Below are 19884 nucleotides of genomic sequence, written 5' to 3'. Positions count from 1 at the left end.
TTTGATTATGGACAATCGTATGGGCTCTAGCCGCTTCACACCCTTGCACGCAAGGTGAAACCTCGCCACCGTCTGCGCCGATGAATTCCCTGTCCAGCCTTCCCATGCCCGCCGATCGCGCCTTCCCCTCAGCCGAGGGGGCCACGCCGATGATGGAGCAATTCCTGGCCCTGCGGTTGCAGGCGCCGGGCGATGCCCTGCTCTTCTATCGCATGGGCGATTTCTACGAGCTCTTTTTCGACGATGCCGTGCGGGCGGCTGCGGCTCTGGATATCGCGCTGACCAAGCGCGGTGAGCACCAGGGCGAGCCGATCCCGATGTGCGGCGTGCCGGCAGCCACGGCCGAGGCCTATCTGGCGCGGCTGATCAAGGCGGGCTTCAAGGTCGCCGTGGGCGAGCAGATCGAGGATCCCAAGGCCGCCAAGGCGCGCGGATCCAAGGCGGTCGTGCAGCGGGCCATCACCCGTATCGTCACGCCGGGCACGCTGACCGAGGACAGTCTGCTCGATCCACGCTCGGCCAACCGGATTGCCGCGCTGGCGCAGCTGGCGACCGGCGAGAACGCCATCGCCTGGGCGGATATCTCGACCGGGGAGTTTGCGGTCTGTGCTGTTGCGGGCGACGCCCTGACGGCCGAGCTGGCCGCGATGAACCCGGCCGAACTGCTGGTCGAGGAGAGCCGGTTCGGCGAGGCGGCGGGCCTTCTGCCGCGCACCACGCTCACGCCTTTGCCGCGGGCCAAGTTCGATGTCGCTTCAGCGGAGCGGCAGCTCAAGGCCCAGTTCGAGGTGCAGGAGCTGACCGCGTTCGGGGATTTCTCGAAGGCCGAGCGCGCCGCGCTGGGGGCGTTGCTGGACTATCTCGCCCTGTCCCAGGCCGGTGCTCCGGCCAAGCTGTCGCCGCCGCGCCAGGCCCGCGAGGGCAGTGTTCTGGCCATCGATCCGGCGACCCGGGCCAGTCTGGAAATCGATCGCACCCTCTCCGGTGACCGCCAGGGTTCGCTGCTCGGTGCAATCGACCGGACCGTCACCGCGCCGGGTGCGCGGGCGCTCGCCGACCGGCTGGCGCGTCCGCTGACCGATGTCGCCGTGATCGAGGCGCGGCTGGACGCGGTTGCCTGGTTCGAGCGCGAGGCCGGGCTGCGCCGGCAATTGCGCGAGCGGCTGAAATCCGCCGGCGATGCCGAGCGGGGCCTGTCGCGCCTGCTCGTCGGCCGTGGCGGTCCGAGGGACCTCAAGGCGCTGAGCGGCGCGCTGCAGGAGGGAGAGGCGATCGCCGCGCGCCTGCTGGACGCCCAGCTCGACCGGCCGCCGCAACGCATTGCCGACGGGATCGCGGCACTGACTCTGGCCGACAAGCCGGAGCTTGCGGCCCTGGTCGGCGATCTTGACCGGGCGATTGTCGACGAGCCGCCCTTGCTGGCGCGCGATGGCGGGTTCGTGGCTGAAGGCTGGATGCCGGAGCTGGACGAGACTCGGCAATTGCGCGACGCTTCGCGCCGCATCGTTGCCGGCCTGCAGCAGACCTATGCCGAGGCGACGGGCGTTTCGAGCCTGAAGGTCAAGCACAATAATGTGCTGGGCTATTTCGTCGAGGTGACGGCGCGTCATGCCGATGCGCTGATGGGGGATGATACTTTCATCCACCGCCAGACCATGGCGAACGCCGTCCGCTTCACCACGACCGAGCTGGCGGAGCTGGAATCGAAGATCGCGAGTGCCGGTGAGCGGGCGCTGGCGATGGAGATCGAGACATTTGCCGCGCTGCGTGACCGTGTGGAGGCATTGGCAGGCTTTATCCGCCTCGCGACGGCCGCTCTGGCAGAATTCGATGTGTCGTCCGCGCTCGCCGAATGGGCCGAAGAGGCCGGGGCGTGCCGCCCACAAATTAACGATTCGTTTACGTTTTCTGTCGATGGCGGCCGGCATCCCGTGGTCGAGCGCGCGCTGGCGAAATCCGGCGAGGGACGCTTCACCCCCAATTCCTGCCAACTCGACGGATCGGGGGAAAATGCGGTCCGTCTGACCTTCGTTACCGGCCCCAACATGGCGGGTAAATCGACCTTCCTGCGCCAGAATGCCCTGATCCTGATGCTGGCCCAGGCCGGCTGCTATGTCCCGGCGGAGCGGGCCGAGATCGGTGTCGCCGACCGGCTCTATTCCCGCGTCGGGGCGGCCGACGATCTGGCGCGTGGCCGCTCGACCTTCATGGCCGAGATGATCGAGACGGCGGCGATCCTCAACCAGGCGACACCGCGCAGCTTTGTCATCCTCGACGAGATCGGCCGCGGCACGGCGACCTTTGACGGGCTGTCCATTGCCTGGGCGGCGGCGGAACATCTGCACGAGATCAATCGCTGCCGCGCGCTCTTCGCCACCCACTATCACGAGCTGACCCGCCTCGCCGAAGACCTCGATGCGGCCGGAAACGTGTCGCTCAAGGCCAAGGAATGGAAGGGCGAGCTGGTCTTCCTGCACGAGGTCGGGGCCGGGGCGGCCGACCGCTCCTACGGCATCGAGGTCGCGCGCCGGGCCGGTCTGCCGCGCAAGGCGATCAGCCGGGCCAAATCGATCCTCAAGCGCCTGGAGTCCGATGGCGCGCCCGCCGCCGCACTCGACACCCTGCCGCTCTTTGCCGTCGCCGAGCCGGAACAGGCGCCGATCCTGGAACCGTCAGAGGTGGAAAAGCGGCTGGACGGGATCGACCCGGATGCGCTGACGCCGCGCGAGGCGCTGGACCTTGTCTATGCGCTAAAATCGCTGGTGAAGAAGGCGTGACGACGGCCCGCGGCACGACTAGATTGACGCCGTCATGACACGGTCCGCCCTGCCCGCCTCGCTCGACGCCCTGAAACTGCGGGCGCAACTGGCTGCCGCCACGGCGCAGTCGGGCTGGACCTCGCCTGCCGCACGCTCGGCAGGACTGGCCCATGTCCGCTCGGCGCTGGACGGGTTCCGTGAACAGGCCTTTGCCCGTCTGTCCGGTGCCGGCGGTGGTGCCGCGGCGGCGCAGGTCCTGTCGGACGGGATGAGTGTCTGCCTGCATGCCCTGTTCGACTCCATGGCCGCCGGCGACCCGGACGGATCGGCCGGTATCGCCCTGTGTGCCCAGGGCGGGTTCGGGGCCGGCGAGCTGGCCCCGTCCTCGGATGTCGACCTCCTGCTGGTGAAGCCGGAGGGCGAGCGGCCGGAGACCGACGAATTCCTGCAGCAATTCCTCTACGCCCTGTGGGATCTGAAAATCGATGTCGGCGGCGGGGCCTGCCGCACGATCGACCAGACCCTCGATCTGACGCGCGAAGATGCATCCGAACGCACGGCCCTGCTCAGCCTGCGGCATCTGGCGGGCGACGAGACCGCGACCCAGTCGCTTGCCCAGCGTTTCCGCGAGGAGATTGTCGCGGGCGATCTGCAGGGCTTCGTCGAGGCCAAGCTGCGTGAACGCGATGCACGGATCGAGAAGGCCGGGCGCTCGCGCTACACGGTCGAGCCCAATCTTAAATCCGGCAAGGGCGGGCTGCGCGACCTGCAGCTGATGCGCTGGCTGGCGCAATTCCTCTACGGCGCCGACGCCTTCGAACGCTGGGTCGGCACGCGCCTGCTTTCGGTCGAGGATGTCAGCCGTTATGTGGCAGCCGATGACTTCCTGTGGACCGTCCGCTTCCATCTGCACGATCTGGCGGGCGGCAAGGATGAACGCCTGACCTTTGACCTGCAGCCGGAAATTGCGGCCCGCATGGGCTATGAGGACAGCGAGACGGAAAGTGCCGTCGAGCGCTTCATGCGCCGCTATTTCCGCACCGCCATGGCCGTCGGCGCGTTGACCCGCCTCGTCTGTGCCAAGCTGGAGGCCGATGCCTGGAAGGCCAAGCCGAAGGGACTGGCGCGCTTCCTGCCGCCGGGCATGGATCATGAGGAAGGCGCCGATGTCGGCGAATTCATCATCCGCGAGGGCCGGCTCGACTTTGCCCACGCCACCCAGATCCGCGAGGATCCGGTGCGGCTGCTGCGCTTCTTCCACATGGCGGCCTCCCGGCGACTGGATCTGCACCCGGAAGCCGTCGCCCGGATCGGCCGTACACTCTATCTGATCGATGACGAGTTCCGCCGCGACCCGCGTGCGGCGCGCGCCTTCTTCGCGGTGCTGCTGGACAGTCCGGCGCCGATGGCGGTGCTGCGCATGATGACCGAGGCGGGCGTTCTGGGGCGCTATATCCCCGAGTTCGGCGATATTGTCGCGCGCACCCAGTTCAACATGTATCACCGCTACACGGTGGATGAGCACACGCTGCAGGCGCTGGGTCTGCTGCGCGAGATCGAGGACGGGCTGCACCCGCTCGATCATCCGCTGTCGACCCGGATTGCACCGCTGATCCAGAACCGCCGCGCGCTGCACCTCGCCATCCTGCTGCACGATACCGGCAAGGGAGCGGGCGACCAGTGTATCGAGGGCGCGCTGCGGGCGCTGACGGCCTGCGAACGCCTGGGTCTGGGCCATGACGATACCGAGCTGGTGGCCTGGCTGATCCGCTCCCACCTTCTGATGAGCGATACCGCCCAGCGGCGCGATCTGTCCGATCCGCGCACCGTCGCCGATTTCGCGGCCGCGATGGGCTCGGTCGAACGCTTGCGCCTGCTCACCGTGCTGACTGTGGTCGACATCCGAGCTGTCGGGCCCGGCGTCTGGAATGGCTGGAAAGGCCAGCTGATCCGCGAGCTCTACACCGCCACCGAAGCGGTACTGCTCAGCGATGGTGACGCAATGGCCTCGGCCCGGCGCAGCCTTTCGGACCGGGCGCGGGCCGAGCGCGAGGCCGTGCTGCCGCGGCTGGAGCGGCTCAATCCGGAATTTGCGGCTTGGTGGGTGGCCGAGCTGAACGATGCCTACTGGGTATCCTTCGGCCGCGAGGACCGGTACCGCCATGCGGCCTTTGTCCGGCGGGCATTCGAAGCCGGGGAGACAACGGCGGCCGGTGTGCGTGTGGACCGGCGGCGTGCGGCGACCGAGGTGATGATCTGGTCGCCTGACCGCACGCGCATCTTTGCCGATATCGTCGCCGCCTTCGCCGAGATGGGGGCAGACGTCGTCGGTGCGACGATCAACACGACTGCGTCGGGCCAGGTCTTCGACATTTTCTACATCCAGGACGCGGCCGGTCAGCCCTATGGTCAGCAGGACGAGCGCCAGCGCCAGGCCTTGGTCGCCTATCTGCGCGAGGTCGCGACCGGCGAGCTCACCGTTCGCCGGCGCAAATCCATGCCGCTGCAGCGCCGCGATGCCGCTTTCCGGGTCACGCCCTCTGTCACGATCTCCAACGAGATTGCCGAGAATGCCACGGTGATCGAGGCGTCAGGCCGCGACCGGCCGGGCCTGCTGGCCGACCTGGCAGACGTGCTTGCCGATGAAGGCCTCGCGCTTAATTCCGCCCAGATCGACGGCTATGGCGAGCGTGCGACCGACGTCTTCTATGTCAGTCACGGACAGGCCAAGCTGGAAGATGCCGAGGTGATCGAGCGGGTGGAAAAAGGTCTGATGGCCGTGCTGAGCGAGAGCGAGACGGCCGCCGACGAAAAAGCCGCCCAGCGCGGTATCGCGCGGGCCCGCGCCAGTGTTCTGAGGTAACGGCATGCGTCTTCTTCGGTCCTCGGCGGTGGTCGGACTTTTCACCATGGCCAGCCGGGTCCTCGGCCTTGTGCGCGAGATGATGCTGGCGGCGGCGCTGGGCGCAGGCGCGGTTACTGACGTTTTCCTGACAGCGCTGCAATTCCCCAACCTTTTTCGGCGGATATTTGCCGAGGGCGCGTTCAATGCGGCCTTCGTGCCGCTCTATGCCGGCAAGCTGGAAGCCGACGGTCTGACCGAGGCACAGCTGTTTGCCCGTCAGGTCCTGTCGGTCCTCCTGACAGCCATGCTGGTTCTGGTGGTCGCGGCACAATTGGTCATGCCGTGGTTGATGTATGCGCTGGGGCCGGGTTTCGTGGGAGACCCCGGCCTGTTCGGTCTGGCGGTACTCCTGACACAGATCACCATGCCCTACCTCATGATGATGTCGCTCAGTGCCATGCTCAGCGGTGTCCTCAACTCCCACGGCAAGTTTGCGGTTGCCGCTGCGGCGCCGGTCCTGCTGAACCTCACCCTGATCGGCATCCTCGCTTTTTCCCCGGCAGAAGGTCGCCAGCTGGCGCTATGGTTGTCAGTGGGTGTCAGTGTGTCGGGAGTCGCGCAGCTCATCTGGCTCTGGGCGGCAACGCGCGCGACCGGCGTGCGGCTGTCGGTGCGCCTGCCGAAGCTCACCCCGGATGTGAAGCGGCTGATCGTGCTCGGCGTGCCTGGCGCAATGGCGGCCGGTGTCACCCAGATCAATATCCTCGTCACCTCCTCCATCGCGACGCTGCAGGAGGGTGCGCGCTCCTGGCTCTATTATGCCGACCGCCTCTATCAACTGCCGCTGGGCGTGGTCGGGATCGCGATGGGGGTCGTGCTGCTGCCGACGCTGAGCGCGCGCCTGCGGGCCGGCGACCTGCCGGCGGCGGGCAATGCGATGAACCGCGCGCTGGAGATTTCCATGGCGCTGACCCTGCCGGCCGCAGCGGCGCTGGCGGCGATCCCGGTCTTCATCGCCACCGGCATCTACGAGCGCGACGCCTTCACGCCTCAGGATGCACAAATGGTTGCCCAGGCGCTGATCGCCTTTGCGGCCGGCCTGCCTGCCTTCGTTCTCATCAAGGTCCTCTCACCCGGCTTCTTTGCGCGCCAGGACACAATGACGCCGATGAAGTTCGCGACGGTCGGCGTGGTGATCAATCTCGCGCTGGGGCTGTCGCTCTTCTTCGGTCCGCTCGGCTTTGCCGGGCTCGCCATTGCCACCTCGGTCGCCGGCTGGGTCAACACGCTGCTGCTCGCGGTGACACTTCACCGGCGTGGCCTGTTCGAGCCGGATGCCCGCCTGCTCAACCGCCTGCCGCGCATTGTCGTGGCCAGCGCGATCATGGCCGGCTTCCTGCTGCTGGCGCACCAGAACCTCGGCTGGCTCTATCCCTGGCTGTTCAATTCGACACTTCTGGTGCTCGCCGCCGTGTGTGCGGCAGGCCTCGTCGTCTTCGCGCTTGCCTCGCTCCTGACCGGCGCCCTGCGCCTGTCCGAAGTGCGCACGGCGCTCAAGCGCTCTTGAGGCTTGGGCTCCGGCTGGGTAAGACGCGCCGTCCGACCCTTTTCTGCCAAGGCATGATCCCATGAGCGAAACGCCCACCGACTACACCGGTCCCGAGCGCATCTTTTCCGGCATGCAGCCCACCGGCCGCCTGCATCTCGGCAATTATCTGGGCGCGCTGAAGAACTGGGTGGCGCTGCAGGACGAGGGCGATGCCGAGTGCATCTATTGCGTGGTCGACATGCACGCGATCACCATGCCGCACGACCCCAAGGCCCTGCCCGGCGCTGTGCGTGCTGCGGCTGCCGCCTACATCGCGGCCGGCGTGAACCCCGACAAGAGCATCATCTTCGCCCAGTCCGCTGTGTCCGCACACGCGGAACTGGCCTGGATATTCAACTGTGTGGCGCGTCTGGGCTGGGCCGAGCGCATGACCCAGTTCAAGGACAAGGGCGGCAAGGACAAGGAGCGCTCCTCCGTCGGCCTGCTGACCTATCCCGTGCTGCAGGCCGCCGACATTCTCGCCTACAAGGCGACGCATGTGCCCGTCGGTGAGGACCAGAAGCAGCATCTCGAGCTGTGCCGCGATATCGCGGCGCGCTTCAACCGCGACTATGGCGATGGCCAGGCCTTTTTCCCGCTCACCGAACCGGTGATCCAGGGGCCGGGCGCGCGCATCATGAGCCTGCGCGACGGCACGGCGAAAATGTCCAAGTCCGACGTGTCGGACAATTCGCGCATCAATCTGGAAGACGATGCCGACACGATCGCCCGCAAGATCAAGAAGGCGAAAACCGATCCCGAGCCGCTGCCGGAAACGGTGGAAGGCCTGGAGGCCCGTGCCGAAGCGTCCAATCTGGTCGGCATCTATGCCGCGCTGACCGGCAAGACCAAGGCGGATGTGCTCGCCGAGTTCGGCGGCCAGGGCTTCGGCGCCTTCAAGCCGGCGCTGGCGGATGTGGCGGTGGAATATCTCGCACCGATCTCGCAGGAATTCCGCCGGCTGATTGCCGACCAGGCCGAAATCGACCGCATCCTGACAAAAGGCGCCGAGCGGGCCGATGTGATCGCCGCTCCGATCCTCAAGGAAACCAAGGAAATCATCGGTTTCTGGCACTAAAGCATTTTCAGCAGACGTGGGAACCGGTTCTGCGGTTCGGAAATGCGACCACTCCAAAGTGCGATCAACGCATCGCCCTTGATCGCGATGAAGTGGTTCAGGTGGACAATTCGCCGCATGGCGGGCCTTCTCACGGCGCGCTCCTGTAGCGGCTGGAGGACTTCAATGAAGCACTATGCCCTGATCGTTGCCGCAGGCCTCGCCCTGACAGCCTGCAGCGAACCGGCCGAAGACACCGCCGCCATGGACTCCGCCATGGATCATGGCGGGATGGATCACGCGGCACCTGCCGAAACGGCTGACGCGGCCGCGCCGCTGCCCGACGATGGCGTTACCCCGGTGGTCGAGATCGCCGATGCCTGGATCCGGCCGCACCCGCAGGGCCGCGACGTGACGGCGGCCTATTTCACGGCAACGCTCGCGCAGGGCCATGCCGACCGCCTGGTCGAGGCGCGCATGGACGGTGCCGGCCATATCGAGCTGCACACCCACACCATGAATGATGAAGGCATGATGCAGATGCGCCAGGTGGGTCCGCAGGACATCACCGATGCCGGCGCGCTGGCCTTTGCACCGGGCGGGCTGCACCTGATGGTGTTCGGCATGGATCCGGTCGCCGAGGGCGATGCGGTCACCGGCACGCTCGTCTTTGAACGGGCCGGCGAGGTCGCGGTCACCTTCCAGGCGCGCAATACGGCACCGGGCGGGCATTCCGGCCACTAGCAGCCGTCAGGCCGGGTCCGGTTCGCGCTTTGTCGCGGGCCGGGCATAGGTTTCCGGATCATAGGGTTTCGGTCCGCGGGGCCAGAACAGGCGGGTCAGCCACACGCCCGCCACGACACCGGCAATCAGGAACAGGCCTGAGGCCTGTTCACGTACCAGGAAGAGCAGAGCGAAGAAGAACAGGCTGATCCCGGTCAGCGCCAGGCCCAGTGAGAACATCACGAACAGGAAGACGATCGACGAGCCTTCGATGAAGCGGATGCCGTCGCGATAGGGCAGCAAGGCCAGGTGCAGGTCGCGCAGCAGGGCGCTGAATGTGTCGGCGGCGGGCTCCCAATGGCCCACGCCCGCCCAGCGCATCGAGCCGAACACCGTCTCTTCTCCCTGCGTGTCGGTGATGCGGCAGACCACCTGGCTCTGCTGGCCGGCCATTTCCACACTCAGCCGCACCTGGGCGATATCGGTCAGTTCGACCTCGCCGCCCGGATCGTTTTCACCCTCGCCGCGCCAGACCAGCGCTGCGTCCGTCAGGCTGAAGATTCTGGCCGGTGTCGCGGCATTGCGCCGGTCCCGGTGTTCGCTTGCAGACATGCGCCCTCCCTTGCCCGCGCGGTGTTAGCAGCATTCTCTGGACGAGTCGCCCGCGAGACGCCAAACTCCGTTTCCATGCCTCAGAGCTCACGAAAATTCCTGGTCGTGGCCGACGACAGCAATGAGTGCCGGACGGCGCTCTACTTCGCCGCCCGCCGCGCCGTGTCGACCGGTGCCCATGTCGCCATTCTGGCAACGCATGAGCCCAGCGACTTCAATCACTGGATCGGTGTCGCCGAGACGGCCAAGCGTGAAGCGGAGACCGCCGCCGAGACGCTGCTGGAATCCATGGCCGAGGATGCCGAGGCCGTTACCGGCGAGCGTCCGGAATTGCTGCTGCGCGAAGGCGATCGCCGGACCGTACTGGCGCGTCTTCTGGAGGAAGACCCGCTGATCTCGCTGCTGGTGCTGGCGGCCTCCTCCTCGAGCGAGGGCCCCGGCCCGCTGGTGACGGCGCTCGCGCGCGGACGCGGCCTGTTCGACGGCCGTGCGGTGCCTGTGACCGTGGTGCCCGGCGACATGGATCCGGCGGAAATCGACGCGCTCGTGTGAAACCCACACGCCGATCATGGTTGAAAGCCGTGGCCGGGTGGGCCAAGTGACGGTCAGGAGATCCGAACCATGTTTATCCAGACTGAAGCCACACCCAATCCCAACACGCTGAAATTCCTGCCGGGCCGGGAAATCTCGCCCGATCAGCCGCGGGAATTCGAGAATGCCGAGGATGCCGAGGCGTCGCCGCTGGCGGCCGATCTCTTCCTGGTCGACGGGGTGAGCGGCGTGTTTTTCGGCGAGGACTTCGTCGCCGTCACCAAGACCGACGATTATGAATGGGACCATATCAAGCCCTTCCTGCTGGGCGCGATCATGGACGGTCTGCAGTCGGGCCGGCCGCTGTTCGAGACCTCGCAGAGCGGGGTCGATCATGCCGAGTATGACGGGGCGGATGCCGAGGTGGTGAAGGAAATCATCGATCTAATCGACACCCGCGTCCGTCCCGCCGTGGCGCGCGATGGCGGCGATATCCTGTTCCATTCCTATGTTGCCGACAGCGGTCTCGTGCGTCTGCGCATGCGCGGCGCCTGCTCGGGCTGCCCGTCCTCGACGATGACGCTGAAGGCCGGGATAGAGAACCTGCTGCGCCACTACATTCCCGAAATCCAGGGCGTGGAAGCCGTCGAATAACGGTTTCCGCTCGCCGGAAAGACTTTTTCCAGTGCGGAAATTCAAAAGCCGGTCGGCCCGGATTATGGTCCGGCCGAACTGGTTATTCGCACAGGAGCGCCCCCATGGCCGACGAATTGTCGCGCAAGCCCACCCATAACGATCCGATCGGTGACGCAGCGCTGAAGCAGATCCTGCTGGACGCCCGCACCTATAATGATTTCGACGAGACCCGCCCGGTCCCGGCCGGGACGCTGAAAGAACTCTACGACACGCTCCGCATGGGTCCGACCAGCGCCAATTCCTCGCCGGCGCGCTTCCTGTTCCTGACGACGGCCGAGGCGAAGGCCCGCCTGGAACCGCACCTGTCCGAAGGCAACCGGGCTAAGACGATGAAGGCGCCGGTCACGGTCGTTCTGGCCTGGGATACCGAGTTCTACGACAAGGTGCCTCAGCTGATGCCGCACAATCCCGGTGCCCGCGAATGGTTCACCGCCCCGGCGTCCACGATCGACAATGGCAAGCGCAATGCCGTGCTGCAGGGCGCCTATCTGATCATCGCCGCCCGCGCGCTGGGCCTGGACACCGGTCCGATGACCGGGTTCGAGAATGACGGCCTGGACAAGGAATTCTTCCTCGACGATCCGGAAATGAAGACCTGGCGGTCCGACATCCTGATCAATCTGGGCTATGGCACGACGAAGAACCTCTTCCCGCGCCTGCCGCGCCTGGACTTCGACGAGGCCGCGAAAATCCTCTAAAGGGCTGGCATGACCCTGCTGGCCATCGATACCACCGGTCCGGACTGTGCCGTCGCGCTGCGCGTGGATGGCCGGCCGGACCGTGTCCTTTGCGAACGGATCAACCGCGGCCATGCCGAACGGCTGGCGCCGATGGTGGAGCAGATCCTGGCCGATGCCGGGGTCACGCCCGGCGCGCTGACGCGTATCGGCGTCACGATCGGTCCGGGCAGTTTTGCCGGCACCCGGGTCGGCACGGCCTTCGCCCGCGGTCTTGCCCTGGCGACGGGGGCCGTGGCCATCGGCATCGGCAATCTCGCCGTGATCGCCCGTCAGCTGCACGATGTGCGCCCGCTGGCCGTGCTGCACGATGCCAAGCGCGGCGAGGTCATCCTGCAGGTCTGGACCGGGCCGGACGCGTCCGGACCGCTACGCCTCACCGTCGATGCGGTTCCCGCTCACCTCGATACCCTCGGGCTCGACGGCCTCGTCCTGGCCGGCTCGGGCGCGGCGCTGGTCGACCCGGCCGTCGCATCGGTCCGCGATGTCACCGAGCTCGACCTTCACGCCCTGCTCGATCTGGTGGCCGAGGCAGATCCGGCGCAGGCACCGGCCTCGCCCTTCTATGCCCGCCCGCCGGACGCCAAGCTGCCGGGCGGGATCGAGCCGGCATGAGCGTCACCATCGAGCGCGCCGGGGCGGAAGCCGCCGGCGAGCTGGCGGCGCTGCATGCAGCCTGTTTCGCCGCGCCCTGGTCGGAGCGCGAATTCGCCTCGCTTTTGCTGACGGACGGCGTCACGGCGCTGATCCTGCGCGGGGATGGCGAGGCGCGGGGGCTTGTTGTCGTGCGCCAGGCGCTCGACGAGGCGGAAATCCTGACCATCGGCATTGCGCCGCACGCCCGGGTGTCCGGCCGCGGCGGACAATTGCTCGCCGCTGCCCAGGACGGGCTGATGCAGGCGGGTTGCAGCAGGGTTTTCCTGGAAGTTTCGGTCGCCAATACGGCCGCGCAAAAGCTCTATGCCCGGGCGGGATACCGGCAGGTGGGGCTGCGCAAGGCCTACTATGCCGACGGTGCGGATGCGCTTGTCCTTGAAAAATGGCTGCGCGAAGATGGACAAACCCCGGCGTGAACGCCTATCTCTGCAGTATCAAGGACGAGGACGATGATGCCTGACCGTATCGAACAGATCTGCATCGCGAAGGGACTTCGCATGACCGATCAGCGCCGGGTCATCGCCCGCGTGCTGTCGTCTTCCGACGACCATCCGGATGCCGAAGAGCTGCACCGCCGGGCATCGGCGGAAGATCCGCGGATCTCGCTGGCCACGGTCTACCGCACGGTCCGCCTGTTCGAGGAAGCCGGCATTATCGAGCGGCACGACTTCCGCGACGGAAGGTCGCGCTATGAGGAAGTCGGCGACGAGCATCACGACCACCTGATCGACCTGAAGACGGGCGAAGTCGTGGAATTCGTCAATGAAGAGATCGAACGTCTGCAGGAAGCGATCGCGCGCAAGCTGGGCTACAAGCTTGTCGATCACCGCCTGGAGCTTTACGGCGTGCCCCTGAAGGGCGCCGAGGACTAGGGCGTCCGCCTCCCGCAGGAGACGTCATGTCCGCCCGCAAGCCCGGCAAGCACGCTTTCATCTTCATTTTCATCACCGTGCTGATCGACATGATCGGCATCGGGCTGATCATGCCTGTCATGCCGGCCCTGATCGAGGATGTGACCGGGCTGGAAGCGAATAATGCCGTGGTTCTGGGCGCCTGGCTGACCGCCAGCTATGCCGGCATGCAATTCGTCTTCGCACCGATTGTCGGCGGCCTGTCCGACCGGTTCGGGCGCAAGCGCGTTCTGCTGGCAGCGCTGGCCGGCTTCACGCTTGACTACACGATGATGGGCTTTGCCCCGCATTTCTGGCTGCTGCTGATCGGCCGCATCCTGGCCGGCGTGTTCGGCGCCAGCTATTCCACCGCCAACGCCTATATCGCCGACATCACGCCGGCGCACGAGCGGGCCGGACGGTTCGGCATGATGGGCGCCGCCTTCGGCATCGGCTTCATCCTCGGCCCGGCGATCGGCGGTCTGCTGGGCGAGCATTTCGGTCCGCGCGCGCCCTTCTTTGCGGCCGGCATTCTGGCCGGGCTGAACCTGATCTACGGCCTGTTCGTGCTGCCCGAGACGCTGGCGCCGGAAAATCGCCGCGCCTTCTCGATCCGCCGCGCCAATCCGCTCGGTTCGCTTCTGCAAATGCGCTCCTATCCCGCGGTTCTGGTGATGATGGGCGCGGTCTTCCTGATGCTGCTCGGCCACGCGGTCTATCCGGCTGTCTGGTCCTACTACACCGACTTCAAATTCGGCTGGACATCCGGCGATATCGGCCTGTCTCTGATGGCGGTCGGGCTGACGACGGCGCTGGTGCAGGGCGGGCTGACCCGCATTCTCGTGCCGAAACTGGGCGAGTGGCGCGCCATCGCGGTCTCGCTGTCGCTGGCCGTGTGCTCCTATGCCGCCTATGGCCTGGCGACCAGCGGCTGGATGGTCTACCCGATCATCGTCTTCGGCGCGCTGGCCGGGATCGGCCAGCCGGCGCTGCAGGGCGTGATCTCGCGCATCGTCCCGGCCAATGCCCAGGGCGAGCTGCAGGGGGCAATGACCTCGATGCAGAGCCTGTCGATGATTATCGGGCCGCTGATCATGTCGCGCATGTTCGAGGGTTTCACGGGCGCCGATGCGCCCTTTGTCTTCGCCGGCGCGCCCTTCCTTCTGGCCTCGGCGCTGACGATTGTCGCGCTCTTCCTGGCGCTCGGCGCCAAGCGGCACGATCCGGGCACGCATGAACTGGCGTCCCGGGAGACTGTTCCTGAAGGCGCCGTAGAGGCCGAATAGTCTTGCGGGCCTTGCCTATCGGCCCCATTTCCATCATAACGCCCCGCTTCCCGGCCGCGGGCCGGATGACGCTGATTGGGTGAACCGCCGGACGCGGTTTTGAAGGTTTCATGAGTTCGACGCGCAAACGTCTCTTCATCAAGACTTACGGCTGCCAGATGAATGTCTACGATTCCGAACGGATGAGAGACGTGCTGGCCCCGCTTGGCTATGAGCCGGCCGAGGAGCCCGATGGCGCCGATCTGGTGATCCTGAACACCTGCCACATCCGCGAAAAGGCCGCCGAGAAAGTCTATTCCGAACTGGGCCGCCTGCGTCCGCTGAAGGACGAGAAGGCGGCATCCGGCGGCATGACGATCGCCGTGGCGGGTTGTGTTGCCCAGGCCGAGGGCGCGGAAATCATGAAGCGCGCACCGGTCGTCGATCTCGTCGTCGGACCGCAGACCTATCACAAGCTTCCCGAGCTGATCGCCCAGGCGCACCGCGCCCGCGGCGAGGCGCTGGATACCGAGTTCGAGGTCGAGGACAAGTTCGACCGTCTCGCCGGCGAGCGCCAGGTCGAGGGCTATTCCGCTTTCGTCACCGTGCAGGAAGGCTGTGACAAGTTCTGCACGTTCTGCGTCGTGCCCTATACGCGCGGTGCGGAATGGTCGCGCCCGGTCGACCAGATCGTTGCCGAAGTGCGCGGCCTGGCGGCCAAGGGCGTGCGCGAAGTCACGCTGCTGGGCCAGAATGTCAACGCCTTCCACGGCGCGCCGCCGTCCGGCCGCGAGGCCGACGGTGCCTGGGGTCTGGGTCAGCTGGTGCGCCATATCGCCCTGATCGGCGGTATCGAGCGCATCCGCTTCACCACTTCGCATCCGCGCGACATGGATGACGATCTGATCGCGGCCTTTGCCGACGAACCCAAGCTGATGCCCTATTTCCACCTGCCGGTGCAGGCCGGGTCCGACAAGATCCTCAAGGTCATGAACCGTCAGCATACGGCCGCGGAATATATCGCCATTATCGAGCGCCTGCGGGCGGCCCGGCCGGATATCGCGATTTCCGGCGACATGATTGTCGGCTTTCCCGGCGAGACCGATGCCGATTTCCAGGCCACGCTCGATCTGGTGCGCGAGGTGAATTACGCCTCCTGCTTCTCCTTCAAGTATTCGCGCCGTCCGGGCACGCCCGGGGCCGCGATGATGGGCCAGATCGACGAAGCCGTGAAAGGCGAGCGTCTGGCCGTGCTGCAGGATCTGCTCAACGCCCAGCAGGTCGCCTTCAACGAAAGCCAGATCGGACGCACCCTGCCGGTCCTGTTTGAAAAGCCGGGCCGCCAGGACGGGCAATTGCATGGCCGCAGCCCCTATCTGCAGGCTGTCCATGTCGAGGCGCCGGCCGGGATGATCGGCCAGATCGGCGATGTCATTATCGAGCGCGCCAGCCGCAATGCGCTGGCCGGGCGTCTGGCGGGCGGAGAACGGAGCGCGGCGTGAGTTCAGCCAAGACACCGCCCCGCAACCGGGCAACCAAGCCGCGGCGCGAAGCCTCGGAAACGGTCTTCTTTGACGACAAGGAGCGCCTGCGCGGCATGGCCGGCGCCGGCGACCGCTTCCTGATCCTCATCGAGCAGGAACTCGGCGTACGCCTGTCGGCGCCCGGCGGCGGCCAGATCGTCATCACCGCCGGTGACGGCGCGGCGCGCGACGAAGCCAAGCGCGTGCTCAAGCGGCTCTATGCCTCGCTGGAACACGGGCTGACCTGTGACGAGGCGGCCGTGCGCGCCGCTCTGCGCCTGCGCGATGCCGACGAGCGCGCCGGCGGGAACGAGGATGGCGTGATCCGCGTGCCGCGCGGCTCCAGCCTGATCGCCCGCACCGAAGGTCAGCGCGAATACGTGCGCGCCCTGAAGAATGACAAGGCGTACGATCTGGTTTTCGGCGTCGGCCCGGCCGGCACCGGCAAGACGCTGCTGGCGGTCGCCTATGGCGCCTCGCTGCTGGTCCAGCGCAAGGTCGAGAAGCTGATTATCACCCGCCCCGCCGTCGAGGCGGGCGAGAAGCTGGGCTTCCTGCCGGGCGATCTGACCGAGAAGGTCGACCCTTATCTGCTGCCGGTCTGGGATGCGCTGGCCGACACGTTGGGGCGTCACGAGCTGGAGAAGATGCGCGAGGACGGCCGGATCGAGGTTGCCCCGCTCGCCTTCATGCGCGGCCGCACACTCAATCGCGCCTTTGTCGTGGTCGACGAGGCGCAGAACACGTCCAAGCCGCAGATGCAGATGGTGCTGACCCGCCTGGGCGAAGGCTCGCGCATGGCGGTGACCGGCGATCCCAGCCAGATCGACCTGCATCCGCGCGAACCGTCCGGCCTCGGCCATGCGCTGGGTATCCTGTCGGAGACGAAGGGTGTTGCCATCTGCCGGTTTTCGCGTGTTGATGTGGTCCGGCACGATCTGGTGGCCCGGATCGTGGAAGCCTATGAGGACGATGCGCGCCGCGCGAGCGGCACGGCGAAACCGGACCGATGAACGCTGTCGACCTGATCGTTGAGGACGAGGCCTGGAACGGGCTGGACGGCAAGACCCGTCTCGCCGAGCAAGCCGTTGAAGCCGTTTGCGAAGAGCTCGACGAGCGCAGCCCGGGCGTGGTGGCGATCCTGCTCACCGGCGACGATGCCGTGGCGGCCCTGAATGCTGAATTCCGCGGCCGGGAAGGGCCCACGAATGTGCTCTCCTTCCCCTCCGGCGGTCATGCCGACAATCACCTTGGCGATATCGCCCTGGCCGCCGGTGTTGTGGCGCGCGAGGCGCAGGCGCGCGAAATCTCGCTCGCCGATCACCTGCGGCATTTAATCATCCATGGATTCCTGCACTTGCAGGGGTATGATCACCAGGATGACGACGAGGCTGAAATCATGGAAGGTCTGGAGCGCCGCGCGCTGGCCAGACTGGGGGTGGCTGATCCCTATGCCGCCTGAGCGACAATTTCCCGATCGAAGACACAATGGCTGACAATCCTACCACGCCGGGCCCGGAGGGCCGCTCCTGGTTCCGGCGCATTCTGGGTAAAAGCGGTCAAACTCCCGTCGCAGCGGCGGCCGCACCGGCGGCTCCGGCTTCCCTGCCGCTCTCCATCGAGGCGGATGCGCTGGACCTGCTGCGCGTTGCCGATGTGATGGTGCCGCGCGCCGACATTATCGGCGTCGAGGTCTCCACCCCGCTCGACGAGCTGGCACAGCGTTTCGCCGAAGCCGCGCATTCGCGCCTTCCGATCTACCGGGAAACGCTGGACGATCCGGTCGGCGTCGCACACATCAAGGATGTGGTCGGCCATCTCGCCCCGAGCGAGGATGGCGAGCGCCTGCCCGGCTGGCTGCAGAAACAGATCCTGCCCGCCATCAGCCGTCCGCTCCTGTTCGCCCCGCCCTCGATGCGCGCCAGCGATCTGCTGCGCCGCATGCAGGGGCGCCGCATGCACATGGCACTGGTGGTTGACGAGTATGGCGGCACCGACGGTCTGGTGACGCTGGAAGACCTGATCGAGCCGATCGTGGGCGATATCGAGGACGAGCATGACGACGAGGATTCGCCGGCCATCCGCGCCCGCGGTCCCGGCGTCTGGGATGTCGACGCCCGCGCCGAGATCGACGATTTCGAAGCCGTCGTCGGCGAGGAAATCGCCGCCGAGGACGAGGACGAGGATGTCGACAGCCTGGGCGGGCTGGTCTTCACCCTGATCGGCCGCGTGCCCGAGCGCGGCGAGGTAATCCGTCACCCGACCGGCTATGAGTTCGAGGTGATCGAGGCCGACAGCCGCCGCATCAAGCGGATGCGCGTACGCGCCGCACATCGCAAACCCAAGCCTTCGGTAACACCGGCGGCAGAGGGAGCCGGATCCGGATCATGAACTGGCGCCGGCTCGCTCTCTGGCGTCCGCGAGCCTGGCTTGCCGCCCGTCAGGGCTGGCGGCATCTCGCCGTGGTCTTTGCAGCCGGCGCCGTGTCGGCGACCGCGATGGCGCCGCTGCATTTCTGGCCGGCCCTGGCGGTCGGCCTGTGTGTGCTGGTGTGGAGCCTGGACGGTGCCCGGCGTCACCCCAAACGCACCCTGGCCGGCTTCCTGCGCGGTTTCGTCTTCGGCTTCGGCTATTTTCTCGCCGGCACCTACTGGATCGCCTTTGCCTTCCTGACCCGCGGCGAGGGCTATGGCTTCATGGTGCCGGTGGCCGTGCCGGCCTTTGCGGCCATGCTGGCCGTGTTCTGGGGGATGGCCGGCGTGCTGCAGGCCTGGATCGCGCCGCGCCTGCCCTGGCGGGTTCTGGTCCTCGCCGCCGTACTCACCGTGACCGAATGGCTGCGCGGACATCTCTTTGGCGGCCTGCCCTGGAACCTGCCCGGCTATGCCTGGCCGGCCGGTGGCGCGATGAGCCAGGCGGCCGCCTGGTTCGGGATTTACGGCCTGTCCTTCCTGACGGTTTTTACCCTGGCCTCGCCGGCGGCCGCCATTGGACGGCCCCTGCGCCTGTCCAGCCTGGCGCCGGTGATCGCCGGGGCGGTAATCGGCCTGATCGTGCTGTGCGGCGGGGCGCTGCGCCTGTCCGGTGCCGATGCAGGTTATCAGCCGGACATCCGGCTGCGCCTGGTCCATGCCGACATCCCGCAGCGCGCAAAATGGGCACCCGGCGGGGCGGCCATGACGCGCGACCGCTATCTCGAACTGACTGCCGAGCCGGGCCTGGCGGACGTCACCCATGTCATCTGGCCGGAAGGCGCGCTGCCGGTCTTCATGCTGGAAGATGATGCGACGCTCGCCCTGATCGGCCAGCAATTGCGCGCCGGCCAGACCCTGGTCGCCGGCATCAATCGCCGTGCCGACAACGGCAATGGCGAGTACGCCTACTACAACGCCCTGGTCGGCCTGCGCTTCCCCAACGGCTCGCCGCGGGTGGAGAGCCTGTACGACAAGGTGCGCCTGACACCGTTCAGCGAAATCGTGCCGCTGACCGGCCTCCTGCGCGCGGTCGGGCTGGACGAGTTCGCGCGCTACCAGTTCACGCCGGGACCGGGTGCGACGACGCTGGACCTGCCCGGTGCGCCGCCCGTGATGCCGCTGATCTGCTATGAGGCGATCTTCCCCGGCTTTGTCCGCGCCGCAGCGGACAGGCCGGCCTGGCTGCTCAACATTTCCAACGATGCCTGGTTCGGGGTGACGGCCGGGCCGCGGCAGCATTTCAACCAGGCGCGTTACCGGACGATCGAGACCGGAGTGCCGATGATCCGCTCGGCCGCGCGGGGCGTGTCCGGCGTGGTCGATGCGCATGGCCGGACCCGGGTGGAAATTCCTCCGGGTGAGGAAGGTGTTCGCGATGTGAACCTTCCGAGGCCTGTGGGCGTTCCTCTATACGGGTGGTGGGGCGATGTGCCGGTCTGGATTGTTGTCCTGACAATTCTTGCCGGCGTTCTGATCCTGCGCCGCCGGGCGGTGGCCCGACTGCTGTCGATGCGAACATGAACTGAA

Annotated in this window: 19 protein-coding genes; 17 read left to right on the top strand and 2 right to left on the bottom strand. The window is 66.8% G+C overall.

Going from position 1 to position 19884, the window contains the following annotated elements; genetic code table 11:
- The first annotated feature begins 80 nt into the window (after positions 1-80).
- The 4 genes from mutS to trpS all read left to right on the top strand — a co-directional run bounded on the left by mutS (position 81) and on the right by trpS (position 8270).
- Complete coding sequence (gene mutS / locus JJ918_RS00335; RefSeq protein WP_367277607.1) at positions 81-2777, top strand: DNA mismatch repair protein MutS; 2697 nt, start codon at positions 81-83, stop codon at positions 2775-2777.
- 34 nt (positions 2778-2811) lie between these two features.
- Positions 2812-5622, top strand: coding sequence for a [protein-PII] uridylyltransferase (locus tag JJ918_RS00330; RefSeq protein WP_291881802.1), 2811 nt, complete (start codon positions 2812-2814; stop codon positions 5620-5622).
- A gap of 4 nt (positions 5623-5626) precedes the next feature.
- Positions 5627-7171, top strand: a complete 1545-nt coding sequence (murJ, locus tag JJ918_RS00325; RefSeq protein WP_291881800.1) for a murein biosynthesis integral membrane protein MurJ — start codon at positions 5627-5629, stop codon at positions 7169-7171.
- Between the two features lie 61 nt (positions 7172-7232).
- Positions 7233-8270, top strand: a complete 1038-nt coding sequence (gene trpS / locus JJ918_RS00320; RefSeq protein ID WP_291881798.1) for a tryptophan--tRNA ligase — start codon at positions 7233-7235, stop codon at positions 8268-8270.
- Here trpS and JJ918_RS00315 read toward each other — a convergent pair.
- Positions 8267-8389, bottom strand: a complete 123-nt coding sequence (locus JJ918_RS00315) for a hypothetical protein (RefSeq protein WP_291881795.1) — start codon at positions 8387-8389, stop codon at positions 8267-8269. The genes trpS and JJ918_RS00315 overlap by 4 nt on opposite strands.
- 46 nt (positions 8390-8435) lie before the next feature.
- On the opposite strand from JJ918_RS00315, the gene JJ918_RS00310 reads away from it, so the two are divergent.
- Positions 8436-8993, top strand: coding sequence for a copper chaperone PCu(A)C (locus JJ918_RS00310; RefSeq protein ID WP_291881792.1), 558 nt, complete (start codon positions 8436-8438; stop codon positions 8991-8993).
- Positions 8994-8999: 6 nt separating this feature from the next.
- Here the strand turns inward: JJ918_RS00310 and JJ918_RS00305 are convergent, their stop codons facing one another.
- On the bottom strand, positions 9000-9584 hold the full coding sequence (locus JJ918_RS00305) for a hypothetical protein (protein WP_291881788.1): 585 nt from the start codon (positions 9582-9584) through the stop codon (positions 9000-9002).
- 75 nt (positions 9585-9659) lie between these two features.
- On the opposite strand from JJ918_RS00305, the gene JJ918_RS00300 reads away from it, so the two are divergent.
- The 12 genes from JJ918_RS00300 to lnt all read left to right on the top strand — a co-directional run bounded on the left by JJ918_RS00300 (position 9660) and on the right by lnt (position 19878).
- Positions 9660-10136: a universal stress protein gene (locus JJ918_RS00300; protein WP_291881786.1), complete on the top strand. Its 477-nt coding sequence runs from the start codon at positions 9660-9662 to the stop codon at positions 10134-10136.
- Between the two features lie 69 nt (positions 10137-10205).
- Positions 10206-10769 carry a NifU family protein gene (locus JJ918_RS00295; RefSeq protein WP_271187979.1) on the top strand — a complete coding sequence of 188 codons (564 nt, stop codon included), beginning with the start codon at positions 10206-10208 and terminating at the stop codon, positions 10767-10769.
- A gap of 104 nt (positions 10770-10873) precedes the next feature.
- Positions 10874-11509 (top strand): malonic semialdehyde reductase, encoded by a 636-nt coding sequence (locus JJ918_RS00290; RefSeq protein WP_291881783.1) that lies wholly within the window; start codon positions 10874-10876, stop codon positions 11507-11509.
- A 9-nt stretch (positions 11510-11518) separates the two neighbouring features.
- Positions 11519-12163, top strand: a complete 645-nt coding sequence (gene tsaB, locus JJ918_RS00285; RefSeq protein ID WP_291881782.1) for a tRNA (adenosine(37)-N6)-threonylcarbamoyltransferase complex dimerization subunit type 1 TsaB — start codon at positions 11519-11521, stop codon at positions 12161-12163.
- Positions 12160-12621 carry a ribosomal protein S18-alanine N-acetyltransferase gene (gene rimI, locus JJ918_RS00280; RefSeq protein ID WP_291881780.1) on the top strand — a complete coding sequence of 154 codons (462 nt, stop codon included), beginning with the start codon at positions 12160-12162 and terminating at the stop codon, positions 12619-12621. Before tsaB ends, rimI begins: the two co-directional genes overlap by 4 nt.
- A 36-nt stretch (positions 12622-12657) precedes the next feature.
- Positions 12658-13077, top strand: a complete 420-nt coding sequence (locus JJ918_RS00275; RefSeq protein WP_271188021.1) for a Fur family transcriptional regulator — start codon at positions 12658-12660, stop codon at positions 13075-13077.
- Between the two features lie 26 nt (positions 13078-13103).
- The gene (locus tag JJ918_RS00270; RefSeq protein WP_291881779.1) at positions 13104-14381 is read left to right on the top strand and encodes a TCR/Tet family MFS transporter; all 1278 of its coding nucleotides are present in this window, start codon (positions 13104-13106) and stop codon (positions 14379-14381) included.
- A 110-nt stretch (positions 14382-14491) separates the two neighbouring features.
- A complete protein-coding gene (gene miaB / locus JJ918_RS00265; RefSeq protein ID WP_291881777.1) occupies positions 14492-15862 on the top strand; it encodes a tRNA (N6-isopentenyl adenosine(37)-C2)-methylthiotransferase MiaB in 1371 nt (456 codons plus the stop codon).
- A complete protein-coding gene (locus JJ918_RS00260) occupies positions 15859-16896 on the top strand; it encodes a PhoH family protein (protein WP_291881775.1) in 1038 nt (345 codons plus the stop codon). The genes miaB and JJ918_RS00260 overlap by 4 nt, the downstream gene beginning before the upstream one ends.
- Complete coding sequence (gene ybeY, locus JJ918_RS00255; protein ID WP_291881773.1) at positions 16893-17345, top strand: rRNA maturation RNase YbeY; 453 nt, start codon at positions 16893-16895, stop codon at positions 17343-17345. The genes JJ918_RS00260 and ybeY overlap by 4 nt, the downstream gene beginning before the upstream one ends.
- A gap of 26 nt (positions 17346-17371) precedes the next feature.
- A complete protein-coding gene (locus tag JJ918_RS00250; RefSeq protein ID WP_291881771.1) occupies positions 17372-18274 on the top strand; it encodes a transporter associated domain-containing protein in 903 nt (300 codons plus the stop codon).
- Positions 18271-19878 (top strand): apolipoprotein N-acyltransferase, encoded by a 1608-nt coding sequence (gene lnt, locus JJ918_RS00245; RefSeq protein WP_291881769.1) that lies wholly within the window; start codon positions 18271-18273, stop codon positions 19876-19878. Before JJ918_RS00250 ends, lnt begins: the two co-directional genes overlap by 4 nt.
- The last annotated feature ends 6 nt before the right edge of the window (positions 19879-19884 follow it).

It is taken from the genome of Maricaulis sp., assembly GCF_017642925.1.
In the GTDB taxonomy this organism is placed as follows: Bacteria; Pseudomonadota; Alphaproteobacteria; order Caulobacterales; family Maricaulaceae; genus Maricaulis.
The sequence above is the reverse complement of the archived record's forward strand: the minus strand, read 5'-3'. Positions and strand labels throughout refer to the sequence as shown.

Excerpts from the sequence above, each read along its gene's own strand:
- JJ918_RS00290 (WP_291881783.1), top strand. The coding sequence starts at position 10,874 with ATGGCCGACGAATTGTCGCGCAAGCCCACCCATAACGATCCGATCGGT.
- miaB (WP_291881777.1), top strand. The coding sequence starts at position 14,492 with ATGAGTTCGACGCGCAAACGTCTCTTCATCAAGACTTACGGCTGCCAG.
- ybeY (WP_291881773.1), top strand. The coding sequence starts at position 16,893 with ATGAACGCTGTCGACCTGATCGTTGAGGACGAGGCCTGGAACGGGCTG.
- lnt (WP_291881769.1), top strand. The coding sequence starts at position 18,271 with ATGAACTGGCGCCGGCTCGCTCTCTGGCGTCCGCGAGCCTGGCTTGCC.
- JJ918_RS00250 (WP_291881771.1), top strand. The coding sequence starts at position 17,372 with ATGGCTGACAATCCTACCACGCCGGGCCCGGAGGGCCGCTCCTGGTTC.
- rimI (WP_291881780.1), top strand. The coding sequence starts at position 12,160 with ATGAGCGTCACCATCGAGCGCGCCGGGGCGGAAGCCGCCGGCGAGCTG.
- JJ918_RS00275 (WP_271188021.1), top strand. The coding sequence starts at position 12,658 with ATGCCTGACCGTATCGAACAGATCTGCATCGCGAAGGGACTTCGCATG.
- tsaB (WP_291881782.1), top strand. The coding sequence starts at position 11,519 with ATGACCCTGCTGGCCATCGATACCACCGGTCCGGACTGTGCCGTCGCG.
- trpS (WP_291881798.1), top strand. The coding sequence starts at position 7,233 with ATGAGCGAAACGCCCACCGACTACACCGGTCCCGAGCGCATCTTTTCC.
- JJ918_RS00310 (WP_291881792.1), top strand. The coding sequence starts at position 8,436 with ATGAAGCACTATGCCCTGATCGTTGCCGCAGGCCTCGCCCTGACAGCC.
- murJ (WP_291881800.1), top strand. The coding sequence starts at position 5,627 with ATGCGTCTTCTTCGGTCCTCGGCGGTGGTCGGACTTTTCACCATGGCC.
- JJ918_RS00330 (WP_291881802.1), top strand. The coding sequence starts at position 2,812 with ATGACACGGTCCGCCCTGCCCGCCTCGCTCGACGCCCTGAAACTGCGG.
- JJ918_RS00295 (WP_271187979.1), top strand. The coding sequence starts at position 10,206 with ATGTTTATCCAGACTGAAGCCACACCCAATCCCAACACGCTGAAATTC.
- mutS (WP_367277607.1), top strand. The coding sequence starts at position 81 with ATGAATTCCCTGTCCAGCCTTCCCATGCCCGCCGATCGCGCCTTCCCC.
- JJ918_RS00300 (WP_291881786.1), top strand. The coding sequence starts at position 9,660 with ATGCCTCAGAGCTCACGAAAATTCCTGGTCGTGGCCGACGACAGCAAT.
- JJ918_RS00305 (WP_291881788.1), bottom strand. The coding sequence starts at position 9,584 with ATGTCTGCAAGCGAACACCGGGACCGGCGCAATGCCGCGACACCGGCC.
- JJ918_RS00315 (WP_291881795.1), bottom strand. The coding sequence starts at position 8,389 with ATGCGGCGAATTGTCCACCTGAACCACTTCATCGCGATCAAGGGCGAT.
- JJ918_RS00270 (WP_291881779.1), top strand. The coding sequence starts at position 13,104 with ATGTCCGCCCGCAAGCCCGGCAAGCACGCTTTCATCTTCATTTTCATC.